Source organism: Arthrobacter sp. R-11 (assembly GCF_049913155.1).
GTDB lineage: Bacteria > Actinomycetota > Actinomycetes > Actinomycetales > Micrococcaceae > Arthrobacter.
The window spans coordinates 4122077-4147602 of record NZ_CP183979.1 but is presented as its reverse complement, the minus strand read 5'-3'; the positions used below and the strand labels follow the sequence as shown (position 1 = coordinate 4147602).

Here is a 25526-nt window from a genome sequence, read left to right as displayed (position 1 = left end):
TCCCCGCCTAGCCGGGAGTTCCGGTTAAGGCTCCACGAGGATCCCGTCGGGGTCGCAGTAGATCATGTTCCCGGGCTCGATATGCACTCCGTCGATCACCACGGGGACGTCCACTTCGCCGCGGCCCGTTTTGGTGCTCTTCTTCGGGTTGCTGCCCAGGGCCTTGATGCCGAAAGGCAGCTTCGCCAGGGCCAGCCGGTCCCGGATGGCGCCGTTGATGACGACGCCGGCCCAGCCGTTCGCCAGGGCGCTTTCGGCGATCATGTCCCCCATGAGTGCCGTGCGCAGCGAACCGTTGCCGTCCACCACCAGCACGGCGCCGTCGCCGGGGGTGCCGAGCACGGTCTTCACCAGTGCGTTGTCCTCGAAGCATTTCACCGTGCGGACGGGGCCGCTGAAACTGCTGCGGCCGCCCAGGTCCTGGAACTGCAGCGGGATGGAGGCGAGTTCATCACCGCGCTCGTCGTAGAGATCGGCGGTGCTCAGGATTTCGTTCATGCAGCAACACTAACCCCGTTGCCCGTCCCGGGAGAGGCGGCAGGGATAGGCTGAATCAACACCGTTACAAGCCAGGGGGAACCGCCATGAGTCCGAGCGATCTGACCGGATTACCCGGTTCCCTGCCCGAGCGCCCGGTGCCGGATCCTGCCACTTCGGCAGGTGGCACGACGACGGCGCTCGCCGAGCCGGTGGACCGCGTCCGGGCGCTGTGGATCACCGGAGTCGTGCTGGTCAACCTGGGCATCAACGCCGCCTTCTTCGGACCGATCCAGGTGCTGCTCGGCCAGCAGGCCATCCATTTCGACGAGGGCCAGAAGGAAGCGATCCTCGCCCTCGTCACCGGTTGCGGCGCCGCGGTTTCCCTTGTGGCGAACCCGCTGTTCGGTGCCTTCAGCGACCGCACGGCCTCCCGTTTCGGCCGCCGCGTGCCCTGGGTCCTGGTCGGTGCCGTTCTGGGCGCCGTGGCGCTGGTGGGCCTGGCGGGTGCGCCGAACGTGGCGGTCATGACGATCCTCTGGTGCCTGGTCCAGGCCGGGTGCAACGGAGCTTACGCCGCCGTCACCGCGGCCATTCCGGACCGCGTTCCGGTGCCGCAGCGCGGCACGGTGGGCGGCCTCGCCGCGATGGGCCAGACGGTGGGCATCCTGCTCGGCGCGGTGATCGCCTCGGTGGTCGCGGGGAACTTTGCCGCCGGATACCTGGTGTGCGCAGCGGCGCTGCTCGCCGGCGTCGTGCTTTATCTGTTCAAGAGCGACGACGCCCCGCTGGCTCCCGCCGCCCGCCCGCCCTTCAGCCTGGCGGCGTTTGCGAAGGGCTTCTGGGTGTCGCCGGTGAAGTACCCGGACTTCGCGTGGGCGTGGCTGACCCGGCTGCTGGTCAATATCGGCAACCACATGGTCACCCTGTACCTGCTGTTCTTCCTCAAGGACGCCGTGCACCTGGAACAGACGCAGGGCATCGCGCCGGAGTTCGGCGTGCTGATCCTCACCGGCCTGTACGCGGTGATGGTGATCATCACCAGCGTGGTGGGCGGCGCCCTGAGCGACCGCATGGGCAAGCGGAAGCCTCTCGTGATCGTGTCCTCCGTGGTGATCGCCGTGGCGAGCCTCATCCTTGGTTTCGCCCCCACTTGGGCCGGCGCCATCACCGGTGCGGTGGTGCTCGGCGTCGGTTTCGGCGCATACCTGGCCGTGGACTTCGCGCTCATCACCCAAGTCCTGCCCACTGCGCTGGACCGCGGCCGGGACCTCGGCGTGATCAACGTGGCCAACTCCCTGCCGCAGGTGATCGCACCGCTGATCGCCTTCCCGTTCGTCACCTACCTGGGCGGCTACGTGTCTCTCTACGTGGCGGCCGCGGTGATCGGACTGCTGGGTGCTGTGTTCGTGGTGAAGATCAAGAGCGTGGCGTAGCTCTTTTGTAGGAGCCGCGGTCAGAAGACTGCGGTGAACTGGTTCCAGCCGCCGCCGACGAAGGCGCGGCCCTTAAAGTCGGCCACATTGGTGGGGTCACCGCTGCCGAAGTACATCCACATGTCTCCGGTGCGGTTAATGCCGTACACGTCCACCTTGCCGTCGCCGTTGAAGTCTCCGGAGGCACAGATCCGGGAAAAGACTTCCCAGCCCACAAAGGTGGCAGTGTAGAAATTCGGCGTTCCGGCCCCGAAGTGTCCCGTGCCGGTGCTTGTCAGGAGCATGAGATTTCCCCAGCGGTCCCTGACCATGACATTGTTCTCGTTGCCTCCCCTGAACTTCCCCGGGGCCACGATGAGGTCGAAGTCCCACCAACCCCTGCTGATGACTTTGCGTTTCAACCAGCCGCCCCGTCCGTTGCCGGGGTAGAGCCAAACGGTGTTGGAGGTGTCCCTCGCAATGATGTCGTTGAAGCCGTCGCCGTCGAAGTCCCCCGGGGCAATGATGTTGCGGTGGATGTTCCACCCTGTGCCGATCTGGACTTTGGTGGGAATCCCACCCTTCCCGTTGCCCGGGTAGAGGAACAGGCGGCCCTGCCGATCCCGGGCAATGACGTCGTTCTTGCCGTCGCCGTTGAAATCGCCGGCTGACACGAGCGCGTTGTAGATGTTCCAGCCCCCGCCGATGCGTTGCCGTGGCAGCCACGAGCCACGGCCATTCGTGGGATAGAGGTAGAGCGTTCCCGCCTTGTCACGGGCAAAGACATCCATGGTGTTGTCCCCGTTGAGGCCTTTGGTCTTTTCTCTATTGGCGATCCGTGGCTTCAGCGCGACTGGAACAACCTTCGTCCACCCGCCGACCATGACAAGGATGTCCACCGTCACCTTCCGGCCCTTGTCAGCCGCCGCGATGACGTAGCTACGCTGCGTAGCTCCCCGGATCGGTGTGCCGTCCCTCTTCCAGACGTACTTGAAGGACGGCACCCCACCCTCTGGATAGGAGCTGACCTGGCCGACCTTGGCGGAGATGATGCCGCCGACGGATGCGTCGCCGGTGATCTCTTCATTGAAGACAGTGATGTCCCGTGGCATTGGTCCCACCGGAGCCGACGTCGCCCTCGCGGCGAGCCTGCCAGGGCTGAGGGCAGTGACCTGAACGGAAATCCTGCTCCCGGCATCGAGATAGTACTGCGACGAATAGGCCTGTTCGATTGCGCCGAAAATAGGAACACCGTTGCGGAACCATTGGTATCGGTACCCGCTGGGCTCAACCTGCCAGGTTCCGGCATTGGCCGAAAGATCTGAGGTCGGAAAGACGACCCGACCGGAAATGGATGGTGGTGCAATGTTGGCCTGCGACTGCAGCGGTATCGCCGGGTTGTTGACCGAGAAAGTGCCCCGGCTGAAGTCGAGCGGGGGAACCGGTGACGGCGCTGGCGTGGCGGTCCGTTCGACCGGCTTGTCGCGAAAGTAAATGACCGTTGCGCGGGTGCCCAAGTACCTGATGCGGATGCTTTGCAGGGTGTACTTTCCGTTGGTTTCGGAAACCGTAGCCAAGGCGCTGGCTGTGCCACTGAATGGTCCTTTGGGCACGGAACCACTCCAGCTAAGCTCCAGGCCCTTCACCAAGGATTGATCCAGGTAGGTGAACCGGATATCACTGGCCGCCTGTGACAGTGTGAAATTCACCGCGGCGGTCTGCCCGGGGATGACTGTTTCCGCCGCCGGAGCCAACGAGATTACGGCCGGTTCTTCAAAAGCGACGAGAGGGTTGTTGACTGCAAATCCCAGGCGATTGAATTCTTCAGTTGACGGGTGGGCAAAACCCCGGAAATAGTTGGCACTTCCGCCGTCTCCCCTGATCTCCACGGAGTACGCCTTGACGTCGCCGCTGGGCCAACTCTCGGCATCGATTGCCATGCTGACTGTGCCTTCTGTCGCCGGCGTACCGCCGGTCCAGCGGGCATACCGGGCCCCGGTCATGTCGGCCAATGTGATTTCCACGCTCGTCACCGGCGCCGAAGTCTTGAACGCGAAGGTCGCGTTGTTTCCCGGAGTGATCACCGCGGGCGAGGTCCGCCCAATGGAAAGCAGTTGGGGCCTGGCCTCCACCGCCGCGGCGGGGCCCGCCGGCACCAGGATCACAGCCGCGAGCACCGCAGAAACGCAGATGCCCAAACAACGAAAAAGCCGACGAAAAAGAGCAGCGCCGAACGCCATAATTCCCCCAATAAGCATGGGCCGGACGCGGCCCGATCACCTGAGGATACTGCCGGGTCCTGCCCCTGCCAACATCCGTCCCGGCGCCGGTTCCGCAGGAGGTCTCCCAAACCGCTCCCAGACAACTCCCACCTTGCTGCCGTAACATCTACTAGTCACGTAGGATGCCGCACGGCGCCGCCACACAGATCACCGGATATGCCCGAAGAAAACTACCTGGAACCGTATTCGCTGGACCTTGCAGCGGGGTTGCCGCGGATGGCCGCCGCCCCCACCACCCCAAGGCAGCAGCTCCGCTATGCCCGGATCCTGAAGGCCGCCGCTGGATTCACGCAGCGGCAATTCGATACCGTCAGCCTCTCCGACGTCGCCCTGCAGGCACATGTCCCGCTGGGCACCCTCTACCGCTACTTCCCGTCGCCCGCACACCTGATGCTTGCCGTCTATCGGCAGCAGCTGCGCGAACTTGGCAGCGGGCAAGCGAAGGCGGCGCGGCTCGGACGCGAAAAGCGCCGCGACCAGTTGGCACGCGACAGCCAGCCCCCACTCGGCCTGCGGAACGCATTGACCGGCCTCCTCATGGAGATCTTCCACCTGCGGGTGATGCAGCCCGCCGTCGAGCACTGCCTGACCCGCAGTTCGGACAGCTGGGACGGCGACATCCCGGAACTGCTGCGCGAGGTCGACGCGCTGGCCGAGGCTTTGGTCGTGTCAGTGAACAACGACGCCGGCCGGGCCCGGATCCTGCTGCATACGGTCAGTGGTCTGGTCCAGTTGGTCCGCTGCCGCCGGCTCTCGCTGTTCGACGCGGAAAAAGACCTCAAGAACGCCTGCTCCCTGCTCGCCGAAACCCCGAAATCCCTGTAACCGGTCTAGACCACCGAGGCTAAAAAGCCGTCATTTGGCGTGATGTGAGTCACAACCTCTGCCGGGTAAACGTTTTATCAGGGCGCGCTGCCCTGGCAGCGGTCATCAGCACCCCCGCGGCTTGCCTACCATTGCAGAACCGACGCGGCCAGCGGCCCAACCTGCAGGAGATGTGCAGCCCGGTCCAGCCACCCTTGGCCCGAACCAACGCTCCTCGAACGCCCATATTTGTGCCGGACCGCCCAGCGGGTCCACGGCTAGCCTGAGGAGACAACGACGTGTCTATCGAAACCATCGACGCCGGCAAAGAAGCGGCGCTCGTCCTGAGCGAAGAAGAGATTTTCACTGCGCACGAGGGCGGCAAACTCTCCGTGTCCAGCACCGTTCCGCTGAACGACAAGCGCGATCTTTCCATCGCCTACACCCCGGGTGTCGCCCAGGTCAGCCGGGCAATCCATGCCAAGCCGGAACTTGCCCGCACCCACACCTGGGCCGAGCGCCTCGTGGTGGTCGTCAGCGACGGCACCGCCGTCCTGGGCCTCGGCAACATCGGCCCCAGCGCTTCCCTGCCCGTCATGGAGGGCAAGTCCGCCCTGTTCAAGTCCTTCGGCGACCTCGACTCCATCCCGCTGGTCCTCAACACCACGGACGTTGACGAGATCATCGAAACCCTCGTTCGTCTCCGCCCCAGCTTCGGTGCCGTGAACCTCGAAGACATCTCGGCCCCGCGCTGCTTCGAGCTCGAAGAGCGCCTCATCGAGGCACTCGACTGCCCGGTGATGCACGACGACCAGCACGGCACCGCCGTCGTGGTCCTTGCCGCCCTGACAAACGCCGCCAAGGTGACCAAGCGCGAACTCAGGGACCTGAAGGTGGTTGTTTCCGGAGCCGGTGCCGCCGGCATCGCCGTCGCTGAAATCCTGCTGACCGCCGGCGTCGAGGACGTCATCCTGCTCGACTCGAAGGGCGCCATCAACACCGTCCGCGCCGACATCGCCGCGGATCCCGTCAGCAAGAAGGCCCAGATGGCGCAGCGGACCAACCCGCGCGGCGTCAGCGGCGGACCGGGCGAGGCCCTGCAGGGTGCCGACGTGTTCGTCGGGGTCTCCTCCTCCAAGCTGGACGAAGAGCACCTCAAGCTCATGGCCGAAGACTCCATCGTTTTCGCACTGTCCAACCCGGACCCGGAGGTCCTGCCCGAGGTCGCGTCCAAGTATGCCGCCGTCGTGGCCACGGGCCGCAGCGACTTCCCGAACCAGATCAACAACGTCCTGGCGTTCCCGGGCATCTTCCGCGGAGCTTTGGATGCCGGCGCCCGCCGCATCACGCCCGCCATGAAGTTGGCCGCGGCCCGCGCCATCGCCGAACTCGCTGAGGAAGAACTCTCCGCCGACTACATCGTGCCGAGCCCGCTGGATGCCCGTGTGGCCCTGGCTGTCACCGCGGCCGTGGCCGCCGCCGCGGAATAGTTCCTGCGGCAAAAAGCCAACGACGGCGGCGCTCCCGTGCTGGGGAGCGCCGCCGTCGTTTTGCTTCCGAAGCACCGCGGCGGAAGAGCGCCCGGCGCTCCGCGTAGGCTCGAGGTATGACCGCTGAAACCATCGTGACGATTCTGTGCGGCCTGGCCATCGCCGTCGGCGTGGCCGGAACAATCATCCCGGTGCTGCCCGGAAGTATCCTGGTTGCTGCGAGCCTGCTCGCCTGGGCGCTCTGGGGTGGCGCCGGGGCTACGGGCTGGGTGGTGTTCGGCATCGGGCTGACGCTCGTGGCCGTGGGCATGGCCTCCAGCGCTATCCTCACGGGACGGAAACTCAAGCAGCACGGCATCCCCAACCGCTCCGTGCTTATCGGGATCGTCCTAGCCATTGCGGGGATGTTCGTGATCCCGGTGGTGGGCCTTTTCGTGGGCTTCGGCGTCGGGCTCCTGCTGAGCGAGCTGTTGCGCACCCGCGAGTTCAAGACCGCGGTGAGCTCGAGCCTCGCCGCACTGAAGGCCACCGGACTGGGCATTCTGGCCGAATTCGGCCTGGCCTGCCTCGCGGCCAGCACCTGGGCGATCGGCGTCTGGGTGGCCGCGCTCAACTGACAGCGCCTGAATGCACTTCGGGTATGCGGACTGCAGCTGTCCGCATACCCATGGCTGCCGCTGCATCCGGTGGGGCATAGTCGGGCGCATGATTGGAAAATTCCATGCACTGGTAATCGACTGTGAAGACATCGAGCCGATGGCCCTCTTCTATCAGGAACTGCTCGGAATGCAGCGGGTGGAGGGCGACGCCGATTGGATCACCATCGGCGACGCCGCCGACCGTCCGGCGGTTGCCTTCCAACGGGTCGACAAGCTGACTCCGCCGCAATGGCCGTCCGCCGAGCACCCCCAGCAGATGCACGTGGACGTACTGGTCGGCAACCTGGACGAGGCGGAGGAGAAGGCCCTCGCCCTCGGCGCGCGGAAACAGGGCTACGGGACGGAGACTTTCAGGGTCTACCTCGATCCCGCCGGCCATCCGTTCTGTCTGGTTTCCTCCTAGGCAGGCCCCGCGCACGACGGCGGCCCGGCGCAGAGCAGCGGCGCAGAGCAGCGGCGCCGGGCAGCAAAGCGGCGGCCGCCCCGTGAAGGGAACGGCCGCCGTCGTCGTTTTCGATCTAGTGGTTATTTCCGAAGTGGAAGGGGCGCTACATGGCGCGGCCCTTCATCTCCTCTCTGGCATCACGGCCGAGCCACAGGCCCACAGCAACCATTACGACACCGAGCACCAGGTGCAGCCAGTTGTCGGCGGTGTTGAGCGGCACAAAGTTGGCCATTGAGTCCGCACCGATCACGAGACCGTAGATCCACAGGACCAGGTAGACGATGCCGCCGCCGACCAGGAACCCGCGTGCCATCCTGGAGGTCCTGGCCATGTACAGGCCGACCGCACCGAACAGCATATGGACGATGTTGTGCAGAATTGACACTTGGAAGATTCCAAGAAGCATGGCGCCCGACTCATGCCCAGCAAAGGTCATGGCGCCGTAGTTGCTCGTGATGCCCGGGATGAATCCAAGGACACCAACGACCAGGAATACCCAGCCCAAACCCAGCGCCGTGTTGTGCAGCGAGAGTCCCATCACATGGTGGTGTTGTGCCGGGTGTGAAGCGGTGGTCATAACTCCTCCCAACCACATTTTGTACCGGCCGGCCAAGTGGCCGGCCGTTTCGCGGCAAGGAGCTGTCGGAACCCTGCCGACGTCCATAGTTTACTCCCGATAACCCGGGAAATAGAGGGTAAGCCCCGGCCGGCGGCCCTGCGGCAGCGGACCCGGGCGTGGGCCATGCCGAGGCCGGCAGGGGCAGGACGGGAGTCCGCACCGCAGATAGCATGGACAGATGACTGCCGGGTACCCCGTTCCCCCGGACCACGGCGTGTACCGCGACACCCGGGACCTCACCCCGTTCCGCCGCGCCCGCGTCCGTACCCCGGCCCGCGGCCTTGCCGACAGCGTCGGCGGTGCCGTTTCGGGAGTGCTGCACAGGCGGAGCGCCGACCGGCTGTCCGTGGCAGGGGAGGTGCCTCCGCTCAAGCGCTTCTCCAGCCGCACCGCGAAGGCCATGCATGCCGCGGTCTTCACCGGCACCGAGCCCGAACGCCTCCTACTCCTGGCCAGGGCCAACCCCGGATGGGCCGGCCTCTGCCAGGTCCTGGCCGGCCTTCTCGCCTACAAGCACGGCAGCTACCTGCGTGCGGCAGAGCTCCTGCGGCTGGGCATCTCAACCAGGATCGACGACGCCGCCAGCCAGTTCTCCGCCGCGTACCTTGGCCGGGTGGTCAGCACGGTCGAGGTTGCCGAGCGGGTCGAAGTGCAGGTGCTCTTCAGCGAGGAGTCGGTGTTCCTGGCCCTTTCGCACTGCATGCGGGAAGCCGGCCGGATGGACGCCGCCCTGGACGCACTGGCCAGCCTGCCGCCGTCTCTCCCGGCTGCCTTGGCCCGCTGCATGGCGGCGTCGGCACTCGGCCGGCACCGCGACGTCGTCGGCTGGACCGAAGGCCTGGAAAACGCGGACGACCTTTCCGCCGCCCTGCTGCTCCTCCGGGCAGGGTCCCTCCGCGCGCTGGGCGAATCCGGCGCCGCGCAGTCTGCGCTGTCCGAAGTGCTGCGGCGGCGGAAGACCAGCCTCTCCCTGCGCAACGACGCCCTCACCGACCGCGCGCTGTTGGCGTTCGACGCCGGCCGGCGGGCTCTGCTACCCGGCTCGAGGCGGAACGGGGGCGCCCTGCCCCACGGCGGTACCAGCAGGAGCGGCGCGCTGGAGGGCGGCATGATCCGCAAGGACGCCGAGATGCGCCGGCTCTGGGAGCAGGACTGGAAGGACCTCGGCGGGGATTGACGGCCCTGGTACCGACATCTTGGGAACGGACCCTTGTGCACCGGACGGGGCGGGTCTATTCTTTAGTCAACTAGTTGGTTGATCAACTAGTTGGTTGAGTAAGAGGTAGGAAGTGCCACACCAGGACCCGCTCGACACGGCTCTACTAGATAGGGCCTTCATGGCGCTCGCGGATCCGGTCCGGCGGAACATCGTGGCCAGGCTGTCGCGGGGCGACGCCACGGTCAACGAACTCGCCGAACCGTTCGCGATCACCAAACAGGCCGTGTCCAAGCACATCCAGGTCCTGGAGCAGGCCGGCCTGGTCACTCGTTCACGCGACGCCCAGCGGCGCCCGGTCCATTTGGACGCGGCGGCCCTGGAGCGGCTCACGGCGTGGATCGACCAGTACCGGCTCCAAGCGGAAGGGCGTTACCGGAGGCTGGACGCCCTGCTGGAAAGCCAGGCCTCCGAGCGGATTCCAAGGTCCGCGCAGACTCCAAGGAGTGGAGAACAATGAGCAATCCAACCAACATCACTGCCGAGCCCGGCGTTCCGTTCGTTGATACGGTCCGGGAATTCGACGCCCCGGTTGACGCCGTCTACCGTGCCCACGTCGAGCCCGAGCTGATGGTCCAGTGGCTGGGCCCGCGGGAGGACAAGGTGGAGAACATCCGCTACGACACCAGGGTGGGCGGCCGCTGGAGCTTCGACGGCGCCAGCAGCGAGGGCTACGAGTTCAGCTTCAGCGGTGTCTTCCACGCGGTGGAGCCAGCCAAGCTGCTCATCATGACCTTCGAATTCTCCGGGGCCCCCGGCGAGGTGGGCATCGGCACCACGAGGTTCGAGGACCTGGGCGGCGGCCGCAGCCGGATCTCCATCCACGACGTCTACCCCACGGTCGAAGCCCGCGACATGGCTGTGGCCAGCGGCATGAACTACGGCGTGATCGAAGGCTACGAACGGCTCGACGGGCTCCTGGCCAGCCAGCGGGTGTAGCCCGCTCGGCATGGAAAGCCGGGGGCGGCTCAGGCGGTCCGGGTCACGAGCGGGATGAGCTGCTCGGCCAGCAGCACGACGCCGAGCCCCACCATCACGATGCCGCTCGCCAGCGTCACCACCCGGGCCGCCGCGGGCCGCGAATGCAGCAGCCTGCGGGACGCCAGCGCCACGCCCGTGTAGACGAGGCCCGCCAGTATCACGAAGGTCAGGCCCAGCAGCCCGGACTGCACGGGAACCGGCAGCGGCGCGTCCGGGCTGACGAACTGCGGCACCAGTGCCAGGAAGAACAGCAGGCCCTTCGGGTTGATGCCGCTGGTGCCCATGCCCAGCAGGAAGCTGCGGAGCTGGTTCCGGGACTGCCCGACGGCGTCATCCGCGCTGAAGCGCGCGCCGCGCCAGGAGCGGAGGGTGCTGATGCCCAGCCACAGCAGGTAGGCCGCGCCGGCCACTGTCAGCCAGCCGAGGAGTCCGGGGATGCCGGCCAGCAGTGCCGCCAGGCCGAGCGCCATCAATGCCGTGTGCACCACGTAGCCGCTGCATAGTCCGGCCACCGCGGGGATGAAACTGCGCTGCCGCAGCCCGGCCGAAATCGAGTATGCCCAGTCCACGCCGGGGGTGCAGGCCAGGGTGACCGCAACGATCGTGAAGGCAAGGAAGAGCTGGGGGTTCATGGTGGCTCCTGGGTTGTTCCGCCGCTTGGATCCGGCAAGGAAAACCCTAGGGAAAAACGGCCCATAAGTGTTCGCGTTTTTATCCCACCAGGGCGCCAGATTGGTAAGATATTTGCGTGATTGACGGAATCGACAGAACTATTTTGCGCCACCTCAAAGAGGACGGCCGGATGACTGCCACGGCGCTGGCATCCAAGGTGGGTTTGACGGTGGCGCCGTGCCACCGCAGGCTGCGGGAACTGGAGACCTCCGGCGTCATCCGTGGCTACCGGGCGGACATCGATCCGGCTGCGATCGGCCTAGGCTTCGAGGCGATCGTGTTCGTCACTTTGGCCAAGGTGGAGCGCAGCATTATGTCCGATTTCGAGGAACGCGTGGCGGCCCTGCCCAACATCGTCGAAGCCCAGCGGCTGTTCGGCTCGCCGGATTACCTGCTCCGCGTGATCGCCGCGGACCTCCCGGCGTACCAGCGCTTCTACGACGAACAGCTCACGGTGCTTCCCGCCGTCGAACGCCTCACCTCGACCCTGGTGATGAAGAACCTGAAGAGCAACGCCGGGCCGCCGGTTTAGCCGGGCGGGTCCGGCTACTCCACATGGCCGGCTACTCCATAGCGCCAGCTACTCGGTAGGCCTGACGTGGACGATGATGACCTGGACGTCCTTGCTGCCGTCGTAGCGCAGGTCGTAGTTGACGTCCAGGCCCGTGCTGGTGCCGCTGGTGATGGAAAAGTCGCTCTTCATCTGCGGATCGGCGCTCGCCGAGCTGATCCAGCCCTCGGCGGAGGCGCCGTCGATCCCGTACTTCTCGACGCCGTCGCGGATCAGCGCGAAGAACTCCTCCGGGGAGTCCGCGGTGAGGAAGTAGGTGATCTCGCTGAAGTCGGGCTGGATGTTGGTGGTGTTGAAACGGATCCGGTCCGTTTCGCCGCCGATCTCGCCGGCGGGCGCCACGATCGTGAGCTTGATCTTGCCTGCGTCCTGCGTGTTGATTTCGGGCCCGTAGCTGGTGTCCGAGACACCGACGGCGGACTTCATCAGCTTGCCGCTGCTCAGGTCCAGCCTGGCGCGGAGTTCGGTGCGGATCTTGTCGACGCCGGCGGTGTCCAGCGTGGAGAAATCGGAGGTGTTCACGGTGCTCCCTTGCGAAGTGTGCGGCGTCTGGGCGGGTGTGGCGGATCCGGGGGGTTGGCAGGCGGTGAGCGCGAGGCACGCAGCGGCGGCCAGCGCCACGGCGGAGGTGCGTGCTGCCTTCCGCAGCGGCGGCCTCACTGGTGGACCTCCACGTCGAAGCCCGACAGGAAGCGTCCGGTGATGTCCGGAATGTTGTTGAGGGGGCGGTGCTCCTCGACGCGGCCGTTGAAGTCGGAGGCGATGATGTCCCGGGCGCGGTCGGGGTCGGTGGCGAGTAGGTCCTGGTACGCCGGCAGGGTGTCCTGGCTGATGAGCGCCCAGCGGGCGTCGGCGTCGGCGATGTTCCCGTCCGGGAAGCCCGTGGTGAAGTCGGTGCGGAACTGGAGCGGGTTGTCCCAGCCGGTGACCGGCACCTTCTCCGGGCCGGGGCTCTCCACGCTGTAGGTGTAGGGGAACACCTCGGGGAAACTCTTCGCACCAGGGATGGAGGGCTCGCCCGCGAGGGTGACCATGTAGGTGACCGCCTCGCCGCCCGGGTGGTTCTTCATGTTCACGTAGTCGTCGGCGATGATCTCGTTCTGCTCGCGGTACAGGAGCGCGGTGTTGCCCTTCTGGATCTCGGCGGGGTCGCCGGAATCGATCTGAGCCCAGGCCCGGGCCGTGCCCGCGTCGATGGCGCCCGAATCCCGCAGCCGGTTGATCTCCCCGATGCCGCCGTTCATGTAGGCCTCGTGCTGGCGTGCCTGGTCAAGGAAGATCTCCTTGTTCATGTCCAACATCGAGGTTTCGTAGAACTTGATCTCCTGGTCCGTCATCCCGGCCAGCTGTTCGAGCTGGTCCAGGACGGGCAGCGGAATGTCGGACACCGGATTGTCGGTGATCTGCTGCGCGAGATCCCGCATCAATGCCATGTCCTTGAACCCGCCGGCAAAGGATGGCCCGATCATGTTGGCCATCCCGGCCCATTGCAGGTCCGGATTCTCCAGGTAGGCCTTGCCGTAGTAGTCGTAGACCTTCTTGATGGTTTCCCAGTTGTACTCGGTGCCCTTGGAGGTATCCCAGTCGGCCGGGTCGATGCCCATCTCGCGCATCGCCTGCTGGTTCCAGTAGTCACTCAGGAAACCGGCGTACTCCGGGGAGTTCTTGCTGATCAGGCCGGAGTCGGCGGCTGCGTCCATGGCAGCCTTGGCCGCCTCCGGGTGCTCAAGCGCCCACTGCTTGAACTCGTCGCTGGCCAGGTAGGCCTTCCGCTCGGCCGGAGTCATGCCTTCGAGCTTGTCCGTGAGCACATCGCCTTGGGCGTCTTGCCCGCCGGGTCCGCCGGTCCCGCCGCCAGCAGGACCGCCGGAAGTGCTTGCCTTGTCCTGCTCGTCGGCGTTCTTCAGCAACGCTTTGCTCGCCGCTTCCATCTGTCCCGCGGCCTTCTTGAGGGCGGGCAGGTGGGCGGAGCTCCATTCGCTGCGGAAATGCTCGCCGTCGGCCCCGCGCCAGCCGGTGCCAGACAGCGTGCTGCTCAGCTGTTGGCCCAGCGCGGAAAGCTTGTGCGCCCCGCCCGCCATGGCCTTGGCGAGCTGGCGCAACTGTGCAACGTCTGCACCGTAGAAAGTTCCGGACATGGTTCCCCCGAGCGAATGTCTGTGCTGCAAATTGTGCCAGCCGTTCCGGCATTGCCGATCCTACGTGCCCGCCGTGCCCCCGGCGATGGGGAGAGCTGCCCGCCGTGGGGAGCGGTCCGTCGGAAAGGGCCGACGCCGGCAGCCCGGTTCCGCGGTCGGCTCAGCTTCGCAGCAGCCCCGTGGTGCGGTAGGGGATCACTTCGCGCAGGAACATGCTGGTGGAGGTGCGCACGATTCCCGGGCAAAGCCGGATTTCCTCGGACACCCGGTACAGGTCGTCCGGGCTCGTGGCGACCACGCGGATGATGAGGTCGGTGTCGCCGGCGGGGGCGTGGCATTCCAGCACTTCGGGGATGTCCCGCAGGGCGGCGATGGCCTCGTTCAGCCGGTGCTGGTCCAGTTCGGCGCTCACTGCAGCCGCCACTCCACGGCCCAGGGCCGCGGGCAGGACCCGGCTGCTGTTGGGCCGCAGCGCACCGGACTCCGACATCCGTTCCAGGCGTGATTGCACGGTTCCGCGGGCCAGGCCGAGGCGCTGGGCGAGCACCATGACGGGAAGCCGCGGATCGTCGTCGAGGGCGGCAAGGATCCTCTTGTCTGTGGCGTCCAGTTCCTGCAAAGTGACCATCACCTGTCTATTGCTTGATGTCTGATTGGTCAGATTGACCAGTTCGAAATCGATCCGTTGCACCAACTGTAGTGTCTCTGTTCGAATAGTGGCAGCAAAGGGAAACGGCCACCGCCCCATCCCGCGCGGCAACGGAATCCCCGGCACACCTCCCGGAATCCGCACAACCGTCCCGCAAGGACGCCGCCGCTGATTGACTCTTGTTCACACCAACGTCAGTCCCCACACAGCCGGCCATGCCGGCGCCACCATAAGAGCCCCTGAGCCACCGACCCTGACGGTAGCTGAGGGGCTCTTGTGCTGTGCGGCTTTGCTGTGCGGCGCTGGCGGTGCCGTCACGCGTTTCCGTCGGTGCCGCCGATTACGCTGGGACCATGACAGCAGCCGGCCGCTTCGCTCCCAGCCCCTCAGGGGAACTACACGTGGGCAACCTCCGCACGGCCCTCCTCGCGTGGCTGTTCGCCCGCTCCACGGGCCGCCGCTTCCTGCTCCGCGTGGAGGACCTGGACCGGGCCCGGGCCGGTGCCGAAGAAGTCCAGCTCCGGGATCTGTCGGCGGTCGGCGTGGACTGGGACGGCCCCCTGGTGCGCCAGACGGACCGCGGCCCGCTCTACACCGAGGCCATCCGGCGCCTCGAGGAAGCCGGCCTCACCTACGAATGTTTCTGCACCCGCCGCGAAATCCAGGAGGCGCCGTCCGCCCCGCATGCCCCGCAGGGCGCCTATCCGGGGACCTGCAGGCGGCTGACAGCGGAGGAGCGGGACATCCGGCGGGCCGGCCGCCCGGCCGCGATCCGGCTCCGCTCGGAGGTACGGGAGTGGACAGTGGAGGACGAACTCCACGGCCGCTACCTTGGCACCGTGGACGACTTCGTGCTCCGCCGCAACGACGGCGTCACCGCCTACAACCTGGCAGTGGTGGTGGATGACGCCGAACAGGGCATCGACCAGGTGGTCCGCGGTGACGACCTCCTGTCCTCCGCGCCACGGCAGGCGTACCTCGCCTCGCTGCTCGGGCTTCCCGTACCGCAGTACGCGCACGTCCCCCTGGTGGTGAACCACGACGGCGCCCGGCTGGCCAAGCGCGACGGTGCCGTGACGCTCGCGGACCTCGCCGCCGTCGGGCTTTCCGCCGAAAAGGTGCGGGAGCTGATCCTGGCATCCCTCGGGCTGCCCGGTGACCTCAAAGAGGCGCTCGCCGTGTTCGACCCGGCGGCGCTGCCTCGGGATCCGTGGGTGTGGGACGCGGCGATGGCCGGCAGCAACGGCTAGCGGCTAGCTTGGGAGGCATCGCGGACTAGTCTTACTTCTCATGGATGCACCGACCTCTGGCCTTGTTGCCCCCGGATTCGAAGCCGTAGCCGAACTCTTCGGCCGTTACCTCGCCGAGGACCCGGAATATTCGGCCCAGCTGGCCGCCTACCACCGCGGCGTCAAGGTCCTGGACCTCAGCGGCGGCCCGCACATCAGCCCCGATTCCGTCACCGGTGTGTTCTCCTGCTCCAAAGGCATGGCAGGCCTGGTCATCGCGCTTCTGGTTCAGGACGGGCTCCTGGACCTCGACGCCGAGGTGGTCAAGTACTGGCCCGAGTTCGGAGCCCAGGGGAAATCCGGCATCACCGTCGTGCAGCTGCTTTCGCACCAGGCCGGGCTGCTGGGGGTCGAGGGAGGGCTGTCCCTCGAAGAATGCAACCACTCCGAACTGGCTGCGGCCAAGCTCGCTGCCCTGCCACCGCTCTGGAAGCCGGGAGCGGCCTTCGGCTACCACGCCCTGACCATCGGGGTCTTCATGGAGGAACTCTGCCGCAGGATCACCGGGAGCACGCTGCAGGAAATCTTTGAAGCGCGGATCCGCGCGGTGACGGGCGCGGACTTCTTCCTCGGACTGCCCGAGTCCGAAGAGCCGCGCTACGCGACCTTGCGCTGGGTGTCCGACCCCGAGCGGCCGTGGACGGATCCCGCCGGTCACTTCGGCCTGGCCGCGAACGCGGTGACTGCCGAGATCCTGGACCTGCCAAACATCCGTGAGGTCCGCGCCGCCGGGCTCAGCTCGGTGGCCGGCGTCGCCAATGCGGAAGGCATGGCCCGGGTCTATGCTGCCGCGCTGACAGGGCTCAAAGGAGACGCCGGGCTCGCCGGATCCGGTGCCGCGGGTGCGGAAGGTGCAGGCGGTTCAGGCCGTCCCGCCGTCGCGCCCTTGTTGAGCGAGGAGACCATCCGGGCCGTCTCGGCCGAGCAGGTGTTCGGGATCGACCGCGTCTTCGGCGATACCAGCTGCTTCGCCACTGTCTTCATGAAATCCCACGCCCGGATGCCGTTCGGCAGCTACCGGGCATTCGGCCACGACGGTGCCGGCGGGGCCCTGGGCTACGCGGATCCGGTGTACGGGCTGGGCTTCGGCTACGTGCCGCAGCAGGCCGAGCCGGGCGGCATCGGATGCCGGAATTTCGAGTTGAGTGCCGCGGTGCGGAAGGCGGTTTCGGAAACAGGGCGGGTAATGGAAGCGGGCGCGTAATACTGTCGGAGCCGAGGCCTAGTATCAAGGCATGAGCGCATCCGGATTTACCGTTGAAACTGCCCGGGTCCTTGCCGAGGTGGCGCACAACCGCCAGAAGGACAAGCTGAAGCGGCCGTACGTGGAGCACGTGTTCGCGGTGGGGGATGCGCTGGCCGACTTCGACGACGACATCCGGATTGCCGGGTACCTGCACGACATTGCCGAGGACACCCCGATCACCCGGCAAGCGCTCGAAGACATGGGTGTTTCGGAGCGCGCCATCGGCATCATCGAGCGGGTCACGCGCCGGCTCCATGACAACCCTGACGATTACGCCGCCGGCATCCGTTTCGTTGCCGAGGACCATGACGCCACCCTGGTCAAGATCGCGGACAACGCCCACAATTCGTTGCCGGAGCGGGTGCAGGCCCTGGCCGAGAAATGGCCGGACAAAGCTCCGAATCCGCGCTACGCGGAGGCACGTCCGGTGCTCTACCGTGCCGTGCCGAAGGAGGAAATCCGCCTCATCCTGGAACGCGTGAACCCGCATCTGCTGCCGGAATTGGATGAGCTGGCGGACTAGCCTTCCATCAGCCGGCGGCGGTGCCGGAGTTCCTTGATCCAGTCCTTCGTCTGCATCGCGCCGAACGGCGAGGCGCCGCCGTCGAGGTCCTCGGCAAGGGGCCCGGCTGCCTTCAGCGCAATGTCCAGCACCCGGACTGCCGCGCGTTCAGGCAGGCCCAGGTGTTGCGCCCAGGCGAGGAAATGCTTGCGTGAGATGCCGCTCTTCTTGCCGCCGATGCCCAGGGCCAGGGTCTTGTCGCCGTAGACCACTGTGGAGGGGATGTCGTAGACGGGAGCGATGGTGAACTCTTTCTGCGCTGTCTGCACCATGGAGACGTTCTTGGCGTGCAGGTCGCCGTTGCCCGTGAGCCAGGCGAAGGCCAGCTGGAGTGCGAGGTTCCGCAGCGCTGGCAGCGGGGCGGCGCAGTGGGCGGCCAGCGCCGCGCACACTTCGCCGTACGGCACGCTGTACTTGTCCGCCGGATACAGGCCCAGCGCCTGGGCGCCGTCCTCGACGGCGAGCCGCAGCGTGCCGCCGTCGGCTGAGGTGAGCCGGTCGAAACGCTCCACGAGCAGCCCGGCCCGACCGGCGACGTCGTGCACTAGCTGCACGCCCGCCACAGGGACCCGCAGCCGGCGCGCATAGCGGAACATCAGGAACTCGTTCTCCACAACAAAGGGGAATTCCGGGGCATTGAGCTTGAGGATGTAGCGCTTGCCGGACTGCGCCACCGGGAGCGAGATCATGCCCGCGGACAACTTGTCCTGCACGCCCGCCAGCGCCACGGGGTCGATGAGCCCGGAATCGCCCAGCAGCGCGTCGAAGTCCAGCGGCAGCTTCGGATCCATCACGACGGCGGAGCCCCCTTCCGTGGGAAGCTCGCCGTGCGGGAGGGTCTGGACGTCTCCCACGGCGTCGCCGCCGGCGGCCATGAGGAGGGCGAGCTCATCGTCGGCGCTGGCCTTGACCGCGCGCCGGAGCGAGTTCAGGCGGCGGCCCTCTGGCAGCAGGCCGGTGAAGTACGGCGGCACCGCGCCGCTTGGTGTGAAAACCGGCCCGCTGCCCAGGGGGAGGGTGGTCGCGACGGGCGGGCCGCCGGCGTCGAGATACTTCGGCAGGTAGCTGAACAGGGTTCCGCCGGCATGACGTTCGATGCGCCCCGCCAGGACCCCTTGCTTGTAGACGTCGGCGATCCGGTGGAAGGTCATTGCGCAGGTCCGGCGGTGGAAATGGGGCCGGCGGTGGAAATGGGGCCGGCGGTGGAAACGTTCGCGGCCGTGGACACGTCCAATTCCAGGCCCAGGGTGCCGAGCACCGCCAGCAGCTGTTCGAGCTGCACGGTGGTCTTGCCCTGCTCGACGAAGCGGACGAAGCGTTCGGAGACTCCGGCGAGGTCGGCGACGTCGGCCTGGCTCAAGGACAGCGCGGCACGCCGGGAGCGGACCGCGCTGCCCAAAACCGCGCTGAAACCCGCGGGATCCATGAAAACCCCCTTCTTGGCGACCGGCACGAACGTGCCGGTATGGCCATTTTCCCTCCAGTGCCGGTTCGGAACAAGGGGGATCACGCGCAAATCGGCACGTACGTGCCGGAGGTGGACCTCAGTCCGCAGCGGGAGCCGAGGCTTCTGCTTGAGGCTTCTGCTTCGAGGGCAACTTCACGAGCCCGCCCCCGGCCCAGCGCCTCAGCTCCGCGACTTCCGACTCGTCGAACTCAAGGAGGGCCAGCCGGCAAAGCTCCTCAACGTTGCGGGTCCATGCGGTCGCAAGGCTCACCGCCGTGGCCTCGTCCGTCAAGGCGTTCGCGTAGTTCAGGCCCTGGATAATGAAGTTCACGGCGGCCCGGGAGACAGCGTGGCCGGCGGCAACGCAGTGGTCCCGGACCGACCTGGTGAGCTCATTCCTGTTGGGAGGGTGCTGGCGCAGGACCGCCTCCATGGAGACGAATACCTGCCGGAATTGCGCCCTCGAAAGGGCCGGCACGTCGGTCACCCTTGCCACGTGCTCCTCCACGGCGGAGCGTGCCTCTGCTTCCTGGGGAAGGTCCGCCTCGGAGAAGCGCTTGGCGTCCCACACCCAGCCGGGTGGCGGCGTCGGCGAGTACTCGATCCCGTTCCCGAGTTGCGCGATCCATGCGCCGAACTTGCCGTGGCCGCCCCAGTCCGTCTTCAGGGAGGGCTCCGCGGTCAGGGCCCGGTGCGCGGCGACGGCGCCGGTGACGGGCCCCGGCGACGAGCGGACAAGGCTGCTGACTTCCTTGGCCGCGGCACCCTTCCTCGAGGCCGGTGCGGGCACGCGACCCTCCCCAGGAGGCAGGACGCCGGCGCCGCCGTCGGCCGATGAACCCGTAAGGATGGCCGCGAAGTCGTTGGCTTCCACCACATGGTCCGCCATCTCGCGGTAGGCAAACGCAACAGGTCCGGCAGCGATCACGGTGGTGATGCGGTCGGCGGCACGGAACCGCGCTATCAACGAGGTGAAGTCGGCGTCGGCGGACGCGATCACGAACTCATCGATGCCCACCGGTCCGGCAAGGACGTCCATTGCATCCAGGACGAGGTTGATGTCGGTGCTGCTCTTGCCCCGTTGCGTGAGGGACGGGCAGTCGATGACCCGGAATCCCGCCCTCGTCCAATACACCCGGTACTTCGAGTAAATGACGGGGTTCAGGTAGCAGTTGCGGATCAGAAACCGCCGCTCCGCTTCCCGGCCGCCTCCGCCTGCCAGGGCCGACGTCCATTGCTTGGGGTCCTCGGCGAAGACCCTGGCAGCCGCGGGATCCACCGCCTGCAGGCCGGAATAGACGTTGTCGAAGTCGACGAACATGGCTGCCCGGATGCCTGGGCGGCGGACCTGGCTCGGAGGCACGATCATCCGCCCAGTTTTGCATTCCGCGGGCCGCCGGACCAGATGTGCGCACAGATGCTTTCCGGGGAGCGGGGCACGTTGTGAGGCCCGCTCTGCGTTCTTTCACGCGCGCAAAGTACGTAGAGGAGGCCTCACAGCGAGGAGGCGTCAGCGGCCGGGGAGTACGACACCATCCTGTGGGCCACTGGCTTCCACGCCAGTGCCCCGCGCGGTCCGCAGATTCCCGTGTACGGTGTGCAGGCCAAGCTGGCAATCCGCATGATCGCGCTGCACGAAGCCGCGGGCGGTGCCGGGGCAGGTATCGAGGCTTAGCTGTCCGCGCTGCAGGAAGTCGACGACCGCATCGACATCGTGCGGGCCATCTGGGAGGACCAGATGGCAGACACCGGACGGCTGCTTGACGCCTTCACCCGGCATCCGGCGTCGCGGGTTCCCGAACACAGCGCCGCCTAGGAGATTGGGTCACGGCGGGGTCGCCGGAGCGCTGCCGTGTCGCTGGAACTTTCCGGCTACCCGGCTGCGCACCGGCGATTTCGTCGAGCCGGCGGGCATCAGACCGCTGCCTCGATGTCGAGCCGCGCAAGGGCATCGGCCCGACGCCGGTGGCCCGCCAGCTCGTCCTCCAGGATCGCAACGGCCGGGGCCAGGAGGATCACCATTAGGCAGACGGTCACCGGAACCCCGGCCGCGGCAAGGGCAACAGCGGCGGCCGCGGCAACGACCACCAGGCACGTGAGCAAGACGTTGATGCGGTTCAGTCCGAGCAGGCTGCCGTAGATCCAGGTAAGCGTGACCTTGAAGACCGCCACGGGAATGGCCACGCAGGCCACGGCCGCGGCGGCGCTGATGTGGGCTTCGTGGTCGATATAGTACGCCAGCACGTGGAGGCCGGCTCCGGTAGCGGCGATGGCGGCGAAGATGATCATGTGCCCGTAGCCGAAGATGAAGGAGCGGTGGCGGCGCACGTGCAGGGCACGGCCGGCGGGCAGGATGAAGTACACCCACCAGAGCGTGAAGGCGAGGCCGGTGCCGCCGAGGCCCACAAGGGCGGCGTCGAGGGTCCAGCCGTGGACCGCGACAATCGAACGCAGCGTTTCGATGGCGCCGATCAGGCACTCGCCGAGCGCGATGATGGCCAGCAGCCCATAGCGTTCGGCGATGTGGTGCGCATGCCACGGGGTCTTCACCTTCCGCTCCGCTATGACCGGCACCACCATTTCCGCCACGATCAACGGAGCGTAGACCATCAGGGTGGTGGGGAGGTCTGTCTTCGCGAAGATGGCGGCCACCCAGCCCAACTGCACCACAGCCAGCAATCCCGCATACGTCAGGCACGTCTTGCGCCGCTGCGGGTCCTGCCGTGCCGCGCGCAGCCACTGGACGATCAAGGCCACGCGCATCACCACGTAGCCGAGCACCAGGACTTCGTTGTTGACGCGTGTGCCTTCGAGAACCGAATTGAACATCGGCTCGATGCCCATGGCCAGGATGAGCACACCCACCATCTGCACCATGGTGACGATCCGGAAGATCCAGTCGTCCGTGTCGTAGGCACTCGCGAACCAGGAGAAGTTGATCCAGGCCCAAAGCACACCGAACATGGCGATGGCGAAGCCGATCAGGCCCACCCCGGCGTGGTCCTCCGCTGCTGCGTGCGCGAACTGGCCGCCGGCCACGCTGAAAGCGATGACGAACGTCAGGTCGAAGAACAGTTCCAGGGGAGTGGCGGCGCGGTGCTGTTCGTGGGGATCGCGGCCGCCCATGCGGGAGAGGGCATGGCGGAGTGGGTTGGACATGCTCACACAGTACCGCCAGGAAAACGCGGGGGCAGATAGGGCCCGTTCCGGGGCGGTACATGGGCTGTATCTGACCCCGCGTTGCGGATCAGGTGTTGCGGCTCAGGGGCCTTGATCAGACCCGGCCCAGGACGTCGATGTCCTCGAGGAACTCCTCGTGGACTTCCTCGCTCACGGTGGTCTTGGTGTCCGCGATCGCGTCCAGGTAGTCCTGCGTGGTCGGCCCCTTGCGCCCGTTCGAGGCCGGCCCGTTCGACGCCGGCCCGTTCGACGCCGGTGCCGGGCTCGCGCCGGAAGCGGCGCCGCCGCCAGTACCGCCGTCGTCGTACACTGCCTTTTCCAGCGCCCGCTGGGAGGCGCTGCGGGCAGCGAACTCGATGTCTGCGGGGGAGAAACCCTCGGTGCGCTCCACGAGCAGGGCCACGTCCACGGTGTCCACGACGGTGGCCGGGATGAAACGCTGCCACATGGCTTCGCGGGCGTGAATGTCCGGCAGGCCGATCGGGATGACGTAGTCGAAGCGGCCGTGGCGCAGGAACGCACTGTCCAGGGCACGGATGAAGTTGGTGGCACACACCAGCAGGCGGCCGGGCTGTTCGCGGAAGGCCGGGATGATCTTGAGGAGCTCGTTGGTGACGCCCTGCAGCGGCGAGGGCGGATCCCCGGCACGCTGGGCCGCGATCTCCTCCACCTCGTCGATGAACACCACCGCGTGCTCCAGTTCGGCGATTTCCAGGAACGTTTCCCGCAGCGCGCCGGCCAGGCCCTTCGGGTCGGCGGCCAGCCGCGAGGGGAAGACCTCCACGAACGGCCACTCAAGGCGGGACGCGATCGCCTTGGCGAAGGTGGTCTTGCCGGTGCCGGGCGGGCCGAACAGCACCACCGCGCGCGGGGGCACCACGCCGTATTCATCGGCGAGGTCGGCCTCGGCCAGCGGCAGCACCAGGCGCCGCTCCAGCAGCTCCTTCTCGCGTTTCATGCCGGCGACGTTTTCCCACAGGTCGCGGGCCAGCACCCGGCCGCCCAGCAGGCTCAGCGGTTCCAGTTCCGCACGCTGCACCGGGATGGTCCGCTCGAAGTAGCGCAGGTTCTTCTTCACCACGAAGCCACGGCCCAGGAACGCCTCCACCCGGGTTTCGCTCTCGGGCATGAGCGCGGAGAGTTTGTTCAGGCCGTGCGGGGCCATGCGGTTCTCGACGGCGGCCAGCAGCGAGGTGCCGATCCCGCGGCCGCGGAACTCGGGCAGGGTGGACAGGAAGACGATCCAGCCCTGGTCGTGCGCGGCGCGTCCGACGGCGGCACCCACCAGTTGCTCGCCTTGCACCGCCACCACGGCGTGGTCCTTTTCGCAGGAGGCGAGGACCTCGGAGAGGGCGTAGACGGGTTCGACGCCGTCGGCCTTGAGGGATTCCCAGAGGTGCAGGATGCCGTCGAGGTCGGACGAGTGGAAGTCCCTGATGCGCCAGGTGGTCATGTGCTGCTCCTTGCCGGATCTCCGTTGATGCCTTGGAGTCGAGCATAGGGGAAGCGCGGCGGGCGGGCCGGGGGTGTTACGCCGCTCTTCACCCCACCGGGCGGAGCCGCAGGCCCTGCATGCCGCCGTCGATCGCCAGGGAGGTGCCCGACGTCGAACCGGACAGCGGGCTGGCGAGGTACGCGACGGCGCCGGCGACCTCCGCGGGGTCCACCATCCGGCCGTGCGGCTGGCGGGCGTTGAGGGCCGCACGTTCGGCAGCCGGGTCCGCGGCCGAATCCAGCAACCGGCCCACCCACGGGGTGTCCACGGTGCCGGGGTTCACGCAGTTGACCCGGATGCCTTCGCGGATGTGGTCGGCGGCCATGGCGAGCGTCAGGGACAGCACCGCGCCCTTCGACGCCGAATACAGCGCCCGCTGTGGCAGCCCCGCCGTCGCGGCGATGGAGCAGGTGTTCACGATCGCCGCGGACGGCGACTTCCGCAGATGCGGAAGGGCGGCCCGGCTGACGCGCGCGATGCCCACCACGTTGATGTCCAGGACGCGCAGCCACTCCTCGTCGGAGTTCGCGCTGATATCGCCCTGGGCGCCGATCCCGGCGTTGTTGACCACGACGTCCAGCCGGCCGAACTCGCGGACCACGGCGTCGACGGCGGCGCGCACCGAGGCGTCGTCCGCGACATTGCATTCGACGGCGAAGTGCGGCGAACCGGCGGGGTTCAGGTCCAGCACGGCCACCTTCGCCCCGCCCGCGGCGAGGCGGTCCGCGATGGCCGCGCCGATGCCGGAGGCGCCGCCGGTCACGAGGGCGGCCAGGCCTTCGAATTCGCTGCTCACCGGACCGCTCATCGGGCTCACCGCACTGCCGCGGGGTCCCCCGCGGAGGCTGCGGCCAGGGATTCGCTGCCGCCGGCGTTGTGGGTGCCGGCCCGGTAGAACTCCTGGCGCTGGCGGCCGAGGCCCTCGACTTCGAGTTCCACCACGTCGCCGGGCTGCAGGAACGGGAAGCGGCCGGAGAGGGCCACGCCTTCGGGGGTGCCGGTGAGGATCACATCGCCTGCTTCGAGCACCATGTACTGGCTGAGGTGGTGCACCACGGTGGCGGGATCGAAGATCATGTCCGAGGTGTTCGAATCCTGGCGGATCTCGCCGTTGACCCAGGTACGCAGCCGGAGCTTGCCGGCATCCACCTGGTCGGCGGGAACGAACCAAGGCCCCAGCGGGCTCGACGCCGGCAGCGACTTGCCCTTGGTCCACTGGCCGGCGGCGCCGGGCAACTGATAGTCGCGCTCGGAGAGGTCGTTGGCCACCACGTAGCCGGCGATGTGCCCGGCGGCTTCCTCCACGGATGAAAGGTAGGACGCTTCCTTGCCGATCACCACGCCGAGTTCCACTTCCCAGTCGTATTTCGCCGACGACGGCGGGATGGGGGCGGCGTCGAACGGCCCGGCGACGGTGTTGGACGGCTTAAGGAAAACCACTGGGACCTCGGGCGGGGTGGCGCCGGATTCGGCAGCGTGCGCGGTGTAGTTCAGGCCGATGCACACCACCGAGCGCGGGCGGGCGATGGGAGAACCGATCCGCAGCCCCTCAGCGGAAATCTCGGGAAGTTCCCCGGATTCAAGGGCCTTCCTGGCGCGGGCAATGCCGTCCGCGGCGAGGAAGCCGCCGTCGATGTCACGGGTCAGGCCGGTGAGGCTGAAGTACTTCGCGGCGCCGTTGCCGTCTTCGACGAGGACAACCGGCTGCTCGTTTCCGGCCGCTCCCAGCCGGGCGAATTTCACGTTCATGTCTTCCTCCATGCTCAGCGTCATTGCTCCGAGCTTCAAGTGTGGTGTCTTCCTTATTCTTGCGGAAATGTGACCCATTGACAATGGAAACATCCGATGTTTAGTCTCAACGTGGATGGACCGCCCCAACCGGCCCTACG

At 67.0% G+C, this 25526-nt stretch carries 26 protein-coding genes; 12 read left to right on the top strand and 14 right to left on the bottom strand.

The features are described 5' to 3' along the window. Positions 1–24 precede the first annotated feature (24 nt). Positions 25–498 (bottom strand): ribonuclease E activity regulator RraA, encoded by a 474-nt coding sequence (gene rraA, locus ACN9M4_RS18900; protein WP_426300631.1) that lies wholly within the window; start codon positions 496–498, stop codon positions 25–27. Positions 499–584: 86 nt separating this feature from the next. Here rraA and ACN9M4_RS18895 point away from each other — a divergent pair, with 86 nt between their 5' ends. Further along, a complete protein-coding gene (locus tag ACN9M4_RS18895; RefSeq protein ID WP_426300629.1) occupies positions 585–1913 on the top strand; it encodes an MFS transporter in 1329 nt (442 codons plus the stop codon). 20 nt (positions 1914–1933) lie between these two features. Here the strand turns inward: ACN9M4_RS18895 and ACN9M4_RS18890 are convergent, their stop codons facing one another. Beyond that, entirely contained in the window at positions 1934–4069 is a 2136-nt protein-coding gene (locus ACN9M4_RS18890) for an FG-GAP repeat domain-containing protein (protein ID WP_426300627.1), read from the bottom strand. A gap of 261 nt (positions 4070–4330) precedes the next feature. Here ACN9M4_RS18890 and ACN9M4_RS18885 point away from each other — a divergent pair, with 261 nt between their 5' ends. The 4 genes from ACN9M4_RS18885 to ACN9M4_RS18870 all read left to right on the top strand — a co-directional run bounded on the left by ACN9M4_RS18885 (position 4331) and on the right by ACN9M4_RS18870 (position 7530). Next, positions 4331–4999, top strand: coding sequence for a TetR/AcrR family transcriptional regulator (locus ACN9M4_RS18885; RefSeq protein ID WP_426300625.1), 669 nt, complete (start codon positions 4331–4333; stop codon positions 4997–4999). Positions 5000–5277: 278 nt separating this feature from the next. Continuing rightward, entirely contained in the window at positions 5278–6468 is a 1191-nt protein-coding gene (locus ACN9M4_RS18880) for an NAD(P)-dependent malic enzyme (RefSeq protein WP_426300623.1), read from the top strand. A 116-nt stretch (positions 6469–6584) separates the two neighbouring features. Further along, the gene (locus tag ACN9M4_RS18875) at positions 6585–7085 is read left to right on the top strand and encodes a DUF456 domain-containing protein (RefSeq protein ID WP_426300621.1); all 501 of its coding nucleotides are present in this window, start codon (positions 6585–6587) and stop codon (positions 7083–7085) included. Positions 7086–7173: 88 nt separating this feature from the next. After that, positions 7174–7530, top strand: a complete 357-nt coding sequence (locus ACN9M4_RS18870) for a VOC family protein (protein ID WP_426300619.1) — start codon at positions 7174–7176, stop codon at positions 7528–7530. Between the two features lie 145 nt (positions 7531–7675). Here ACN9M4_RS18870 and ACN9M4_RS18865 read toward each other — a convergent pair whose 3' ends face one another. Then, complete coding sequence (locus tag ACN9M4_RS18865; RefSeq protein WP_426300617.1) at positions 7676–8149, bottom strand: DUF4383 domain-containing protein; 474 nt, start codon at positions 8147–8149, stop codon at positions 7676–7678. Between the two features lie 220 nt (positions 8150–8369). Between ACN9M4_RS18865 and ACN9M4_RS18860 the strand changes: the two genes are divergently transcribed. The 3 genes from ACN9M4_RS18860 (at position 8370) to ACN9M4_RS18850 (ending at position 10346) form a co-directional block, all read left to right on the top strand. After that, a complete protein-coding gene (locus ACN9M4_RS18860) occupies positions 8370–9368 on the top strand; it encodes a hypothetical protein (RefSeq protein WP_426300615.1) in 999 nt (332 codons plus the stop codon). 160 nt (positions 9369–9528) lie between these two features. After that, the gene (locus ACN9M4_RS18855) at positions 9529–9867 is read left to right on the top strand and encodes an ArsR/SmtB family transcription factor (protein ID WP_426300613.1); all 339 of its coding nucleotides are present in this window, start codon (positions 9529–9531) and stop codon (positions 9865–9867) included. Beyond that, on the top strand, positions 9864–10346 hold the full coding sequence (locus ACN9M4_RS18850; RefSeq protein ID WP_426300611.1) for an SRPBCC family protein: 483 nt from the start codon (positions 9864–9866) through the stop codon (positions 10344–10346). Before ACN9M4_RS18855 ends, ACN9M4_RS18850 begins: the two co-directional genes overlap by 4 nt. 29 nt (positions 10347–10375) lie before the next feature. Here ACN9M4_RS18850 and ACN9M4_RS18845 read toward each other — a convergent pair whose 3' ends face one another. Then, positions 10376–11020 carry a LysE family translocator gene (locus ACN9M4_RS18845; RefSeq protein ID WP_426300609.1) on the bottom strand — a complete coding sequence of 215 codons (645 nt, stop codon included), beginning with the start codon at positions 11018–11020 and terminating at the stop codon, positions 10376–10378. A 116-nt stretch (positions 11021–11136) separates the two neighbouring features. Between ACN9M4_RS18845 and ACN9M4_RS18840 the strand changes: the two genes are divergently transcribed. After that, positions 11137–11592, top strand: a complete 456-nt coding sequence (locus ACN9M4_RS18840) for an Lrp/AsnC family transcriptional regulator (RefSeq protein WP_426300607.1) — start codon at positions 11137–11139, stop codon at positions 11590–11592. A 48-nt stretch (positions 11593–11640) separates the two neighbouring features. On the opposite strand, the gene ACN9M4_RS18835 is transcribed toward ACN9M4_RS18840, so the two are convergent. The 3 genes from ACN9M4_RS18835 to ACN9M4_RS18825 all read right to left on the bottom strand — a co-directional run bounded on the left by ACN9M4_RS18835 (position 11641) and on the right by ACN9M4_RS18825 (position 14397). Beyond that, entirely contained in the window at positions 11641–12153 is a 513-nt protein-coding gene (locus ACN9M4_RS18835; protein WP_426300605.1) for a hypothetical protein, read from the bottom strand. Between the two features lie 134 nt (positions 12154–12287). After that, positions 12288–13769 (bottom strand): WXG100 family type VII secretion target, encoded by a 1482-nt coding sequence (locus ACN9M4_RS18830; RefSeq protein WP_426300603.1) that lies wholly within the window; start codon positions 13767–13769, stop codon positions 12288–12290. Positions 13770–13929: 160 nt separating this feature from the next. After that, entirely contained in the window at positions 13930–14397 is a 468-nt protein-coding gene (locus ACN9M4_RS18825) for an Lrp/AsnC family transcriptional regulator (RefSeq protein WP_426300601.1), read from the bottom strand. Between the two features lie 374 nt (positions 14398–14771). Between ACN9M4_RS18825 and gluQRS the strand changes: the two genes are divergently transcribed. Genes gluQRS through ACN9M4_RS18810 form a run of 3 tightly spaced genes read left to right on the top strand, consistent with a single transcriptional unit; the run spans position 14772 to position 17476 of the window. Next, positions 14772–15668, top strand: coding sequence for a tRNA glutamyl-Q(34) synthetase GluQRS (gluQRS, locus tag ACN9M4_RS18820; RefSeq protein WP_426300599.1), 897 nt, complete (start codon positions 14772–14774; stop codon positions 15666–15668). Between the two features lie 40 nt (positions 15669–15708). After that, positions 15709–16911, top strand: a complete 1203-nt coding sequence (locus ACN9M4_RS18815) for a serine hydrolase domain-containing protein (protein WP_426300597.1) — start codon at positions 15709–15711, stop codon at positions 16909–16911. 31 nt (positions 16912–16942) lie between these two features. Continuing rightward, entirely contained in the window at positions 16943–17476 is a 534-nt protein-coding gene (locus ACN9M4_RS18810; RefSeq protein WP_426300595.1) for an HD domain-containing protein, read from the top strand. Here the strand turns inward: ACN9M4_RS18810 and ACN9M4_RS18805 are convergent. From ACN9M4_RS18805 to ACN9M4_RS18775, 7 genes are all read right to left on the bottom strand, one after another. Next, on the bottom strand, positions 17473–18666 hold the full coding sequence (locus tag ACN9M4_RS18805; protein WP_426300593.1) for a type II toxin-antitoxin system HipA family toxin: 1194 nt from the start codon (positions 18664–18666) through the stop codon (positions 17473–17475). The two genes, ACN9M4_RS18810 and ACN9M4_RS18805, sit on opposite strands and share 4 nt — an antisense overlap. Next, positions 18663–18941, bottom strand: coding sequence for a helix-turn-helix transcriptional regulator (locus ACN9M4_RS18800; RefSeq protein WP_426300591.1), 279 nt, complete (start codon positions 18939–18941; stop codon positions 18663–18665). Before ACN9M4_RS18800 ends, ACN9M4_RS18805 begins: the two co-directional genes overlap by 4 nt. Before the next feature lie 118 nt (positions 18942–19059). Next, the gene (locus tag ACN9M4_RS18795; RefSeq protein ID WP_426300589.1) at positions 19060–20331 is read right to left on the bottom strand and encodes an NYN domain-containing protein; all 1272 of its coding nucleotides are present in this window, start codon (positions 20329–20331) and stop codon (positions 19060–19062) included. Positions 20332–20876: 545 nt separating this feature from the next. Next, complete coding sequence (locus tag ACN9M4_RS18790; RefSeq protein ID WP_426300587.1) at positions 20877–22121, bottom strand: low temperature requirement protein A; 1245 nt, start codon at positions 22119–22121, stop codon at positions 20877–20879. 115 nt (positions 22122–22236) lie between these two features. Then, on the bottom strand, positions 22237–23595 hold the full coding sequence (locus tag ACN9M4_RS18785) for an ATP-binding protein (protein ID WP_426300585.1): 1359 nt from the start codon (positions 23593–23595) through the stop codon (positions 22237–22239). Between the two features lie 88 nt (positions 23596–23683). Next, positions 23684–24445 carry an SDR family NAD(P)-dependent oxidoreductase gene (locus tag ACN9M4_RS18780; protein ID WP_426300583.1) on the bottom strand — a complete coding sequence of 254 codons (762 nt, stop codon included), beginning with the start codon at positions 24443–24445 and terminating at the stop codon, positions 23684–23686. Between the two features lie 5 nt (positions 24446–24450). After that, complete coding sequence (locus tag ACN9M4_RS18775; protein ID WP_426303542.1) at positions 24451–25386, bottom strand: fumarylacetoacetate hydrolase family protein; 936 nt, start codon at positions 25384–25386, stop codon at positions 24451–24453. Positions 25387–25526 lie beyond the last annotated feature (140 nt).

Coding starts and splice junctions, on each gene's coding strand:
- ACN9M4_RS18790 (WP_426300587.1), bottom strand. CDS start 22,121: ATGTCCAACCCACTCCGCCATGCCCTCTCCCGCATGGGCGGCCGCGAT.
- ACN9M4_RS18860 (WP_426300615.1), top strand. CDS start 8,370: ATGACTGCCGGGTACCCCGTTCCCCCGGACCACGGCGTGTACCGCGAC.
- ACN9M4_RS18845 (WP_426300609.1), bottom strand. CDS start 11,020: ATGAACCCCCAGCTCTTCCTTGCCTTCACGATCGTTGCGGTCACCCTG.
- ACN9M4_RS18795 (WP_426300589.1), bottom strand. CDS start 20,331: ATGATCGTGCCTCCGAGCCAGGTCCGCCGCCCAGGCATCCGGGCAGCC.
- ACN9M4_RS18895 (WP_426300629.1), top strand. CDS start 585: ATGAGTCCGAGCGATCTGACCGGATTACCCGGTTCCCTGCCCGAGCGC.
- ACN9M4_RS18855 (WP_426300613.1), top strand. CDS start 9,529: ATGGCGCTCGCGGATCCGGTCCGGCGGAACATCGTGGCCAGGCTGTCG.
- ACN9M4_RS18780 (WP_426300583.1), bottom strand. CDS start 24,445: ATGAGCGGTCCGGTGAGCAGCGAATTCGAAGGCCTGGCCGCCCTCGTG.
- ACN9M4_RS18885 (WP_426300625.1), top strand. CDS start 4,331: ATGCCCGAAGAAAACTACCTGGAACCGTATTCGCTGGACCTTGCAGCG.
- ACN9M4_RS18800 (WP_426300591.1), bottom strand. CDS start 18,941: ATGGATCCCGCGGGTTTCAGCGCGGTTTTGGGCAGCGCGGTCCGCTCC.
- ACN9M4_RS18775 (WP_426303542.1), bottom strand. CDS start 25,386: ATGAACGTGAAATTCGCCCGGCTGGGAGCGGCCGGAAACGAGCAGCCG.
- gluQRS (WP_426300599.1), top strand. CDS start 14,772: ATGACAGCAGCCGGCCGCTTCGCTCCCAGCCCCTCAGGGGAACTACAC.
- ACN9M4_RS18850 (WP_426300611.1), top strand. CDS start 9,864: ATGAGCAATCCAACCAACATCACTGCCGAGCCCGGCGTTCCGTTCGTT.
- ACN9M4_RS18825 (WP_426300601.1), bottom strand. CDS start 14,397: ATGGTCACTTTGCAGGAACTGGACGCCACAGACAAGAGGATCCTTGCC.
- ACN9M4_RS18870 (WP_426300619.1), top strand. CDS start 7,174: ATGATTGGAAAATTCCATGCACTGGTAATCGACTGTGAAGACATCGAG.
- ACN9M4_RS18785 (WP_426300585.1), bottom strand. CDS start 23,595: ATGACCACCTGGCGCATCAGGGACTTCCACTCGTCCGACCTCGACGGC.
- ACN9M4_RS18810 (WP_426300595.1), top strand. CDS start 16,943: ATGAGCGCATCCGGATTTACCGTTGAAACTGCCCGGGTCCTTGCCGAG.
- ACN9M4_RS18815 (WP_426300597.1), top strand. CDS start 15,709: ATGGATGCACCGACCTCTGGCCTTGTTGCCCCCGGATTCGAAGCCGTA.
- ACN9M4_RS18865 (WP_426300617.1), bottom strand. CDS start 8,149: ATGACCACCGCTTCACACCCGGCACAACACCACCATGTGATGGGACTC.
- ACN9M4_RS18875 (WP_426300621.1), top strand. CDS start 6,585: ATGACCGCTGAAACCATCGTGACGATTCTGTGCGGCCTGGCCATCGCC.
- ACN9M4_RS18805 (WP_426300593.1), bottom strand. CDS start 18,666: ATGACCTTCCACCGGATCGCCGACGTCTACAAGCAAGGGGTCCTGGCG.
- ACN9M4_RS18830 (WP_426300603.1), bottom strand. CDS start 13,769: ATGTCCGGAACTTTCTACGGTGCAGACGTTGCACAGTTGCGCCAGCTC.
- rraA (WP_426300631.1), bottom strand. CDS start 498: ATGAACGAAATCCTGAGCACCGCCGATCTCTACGACGAGCGCGGTGAT.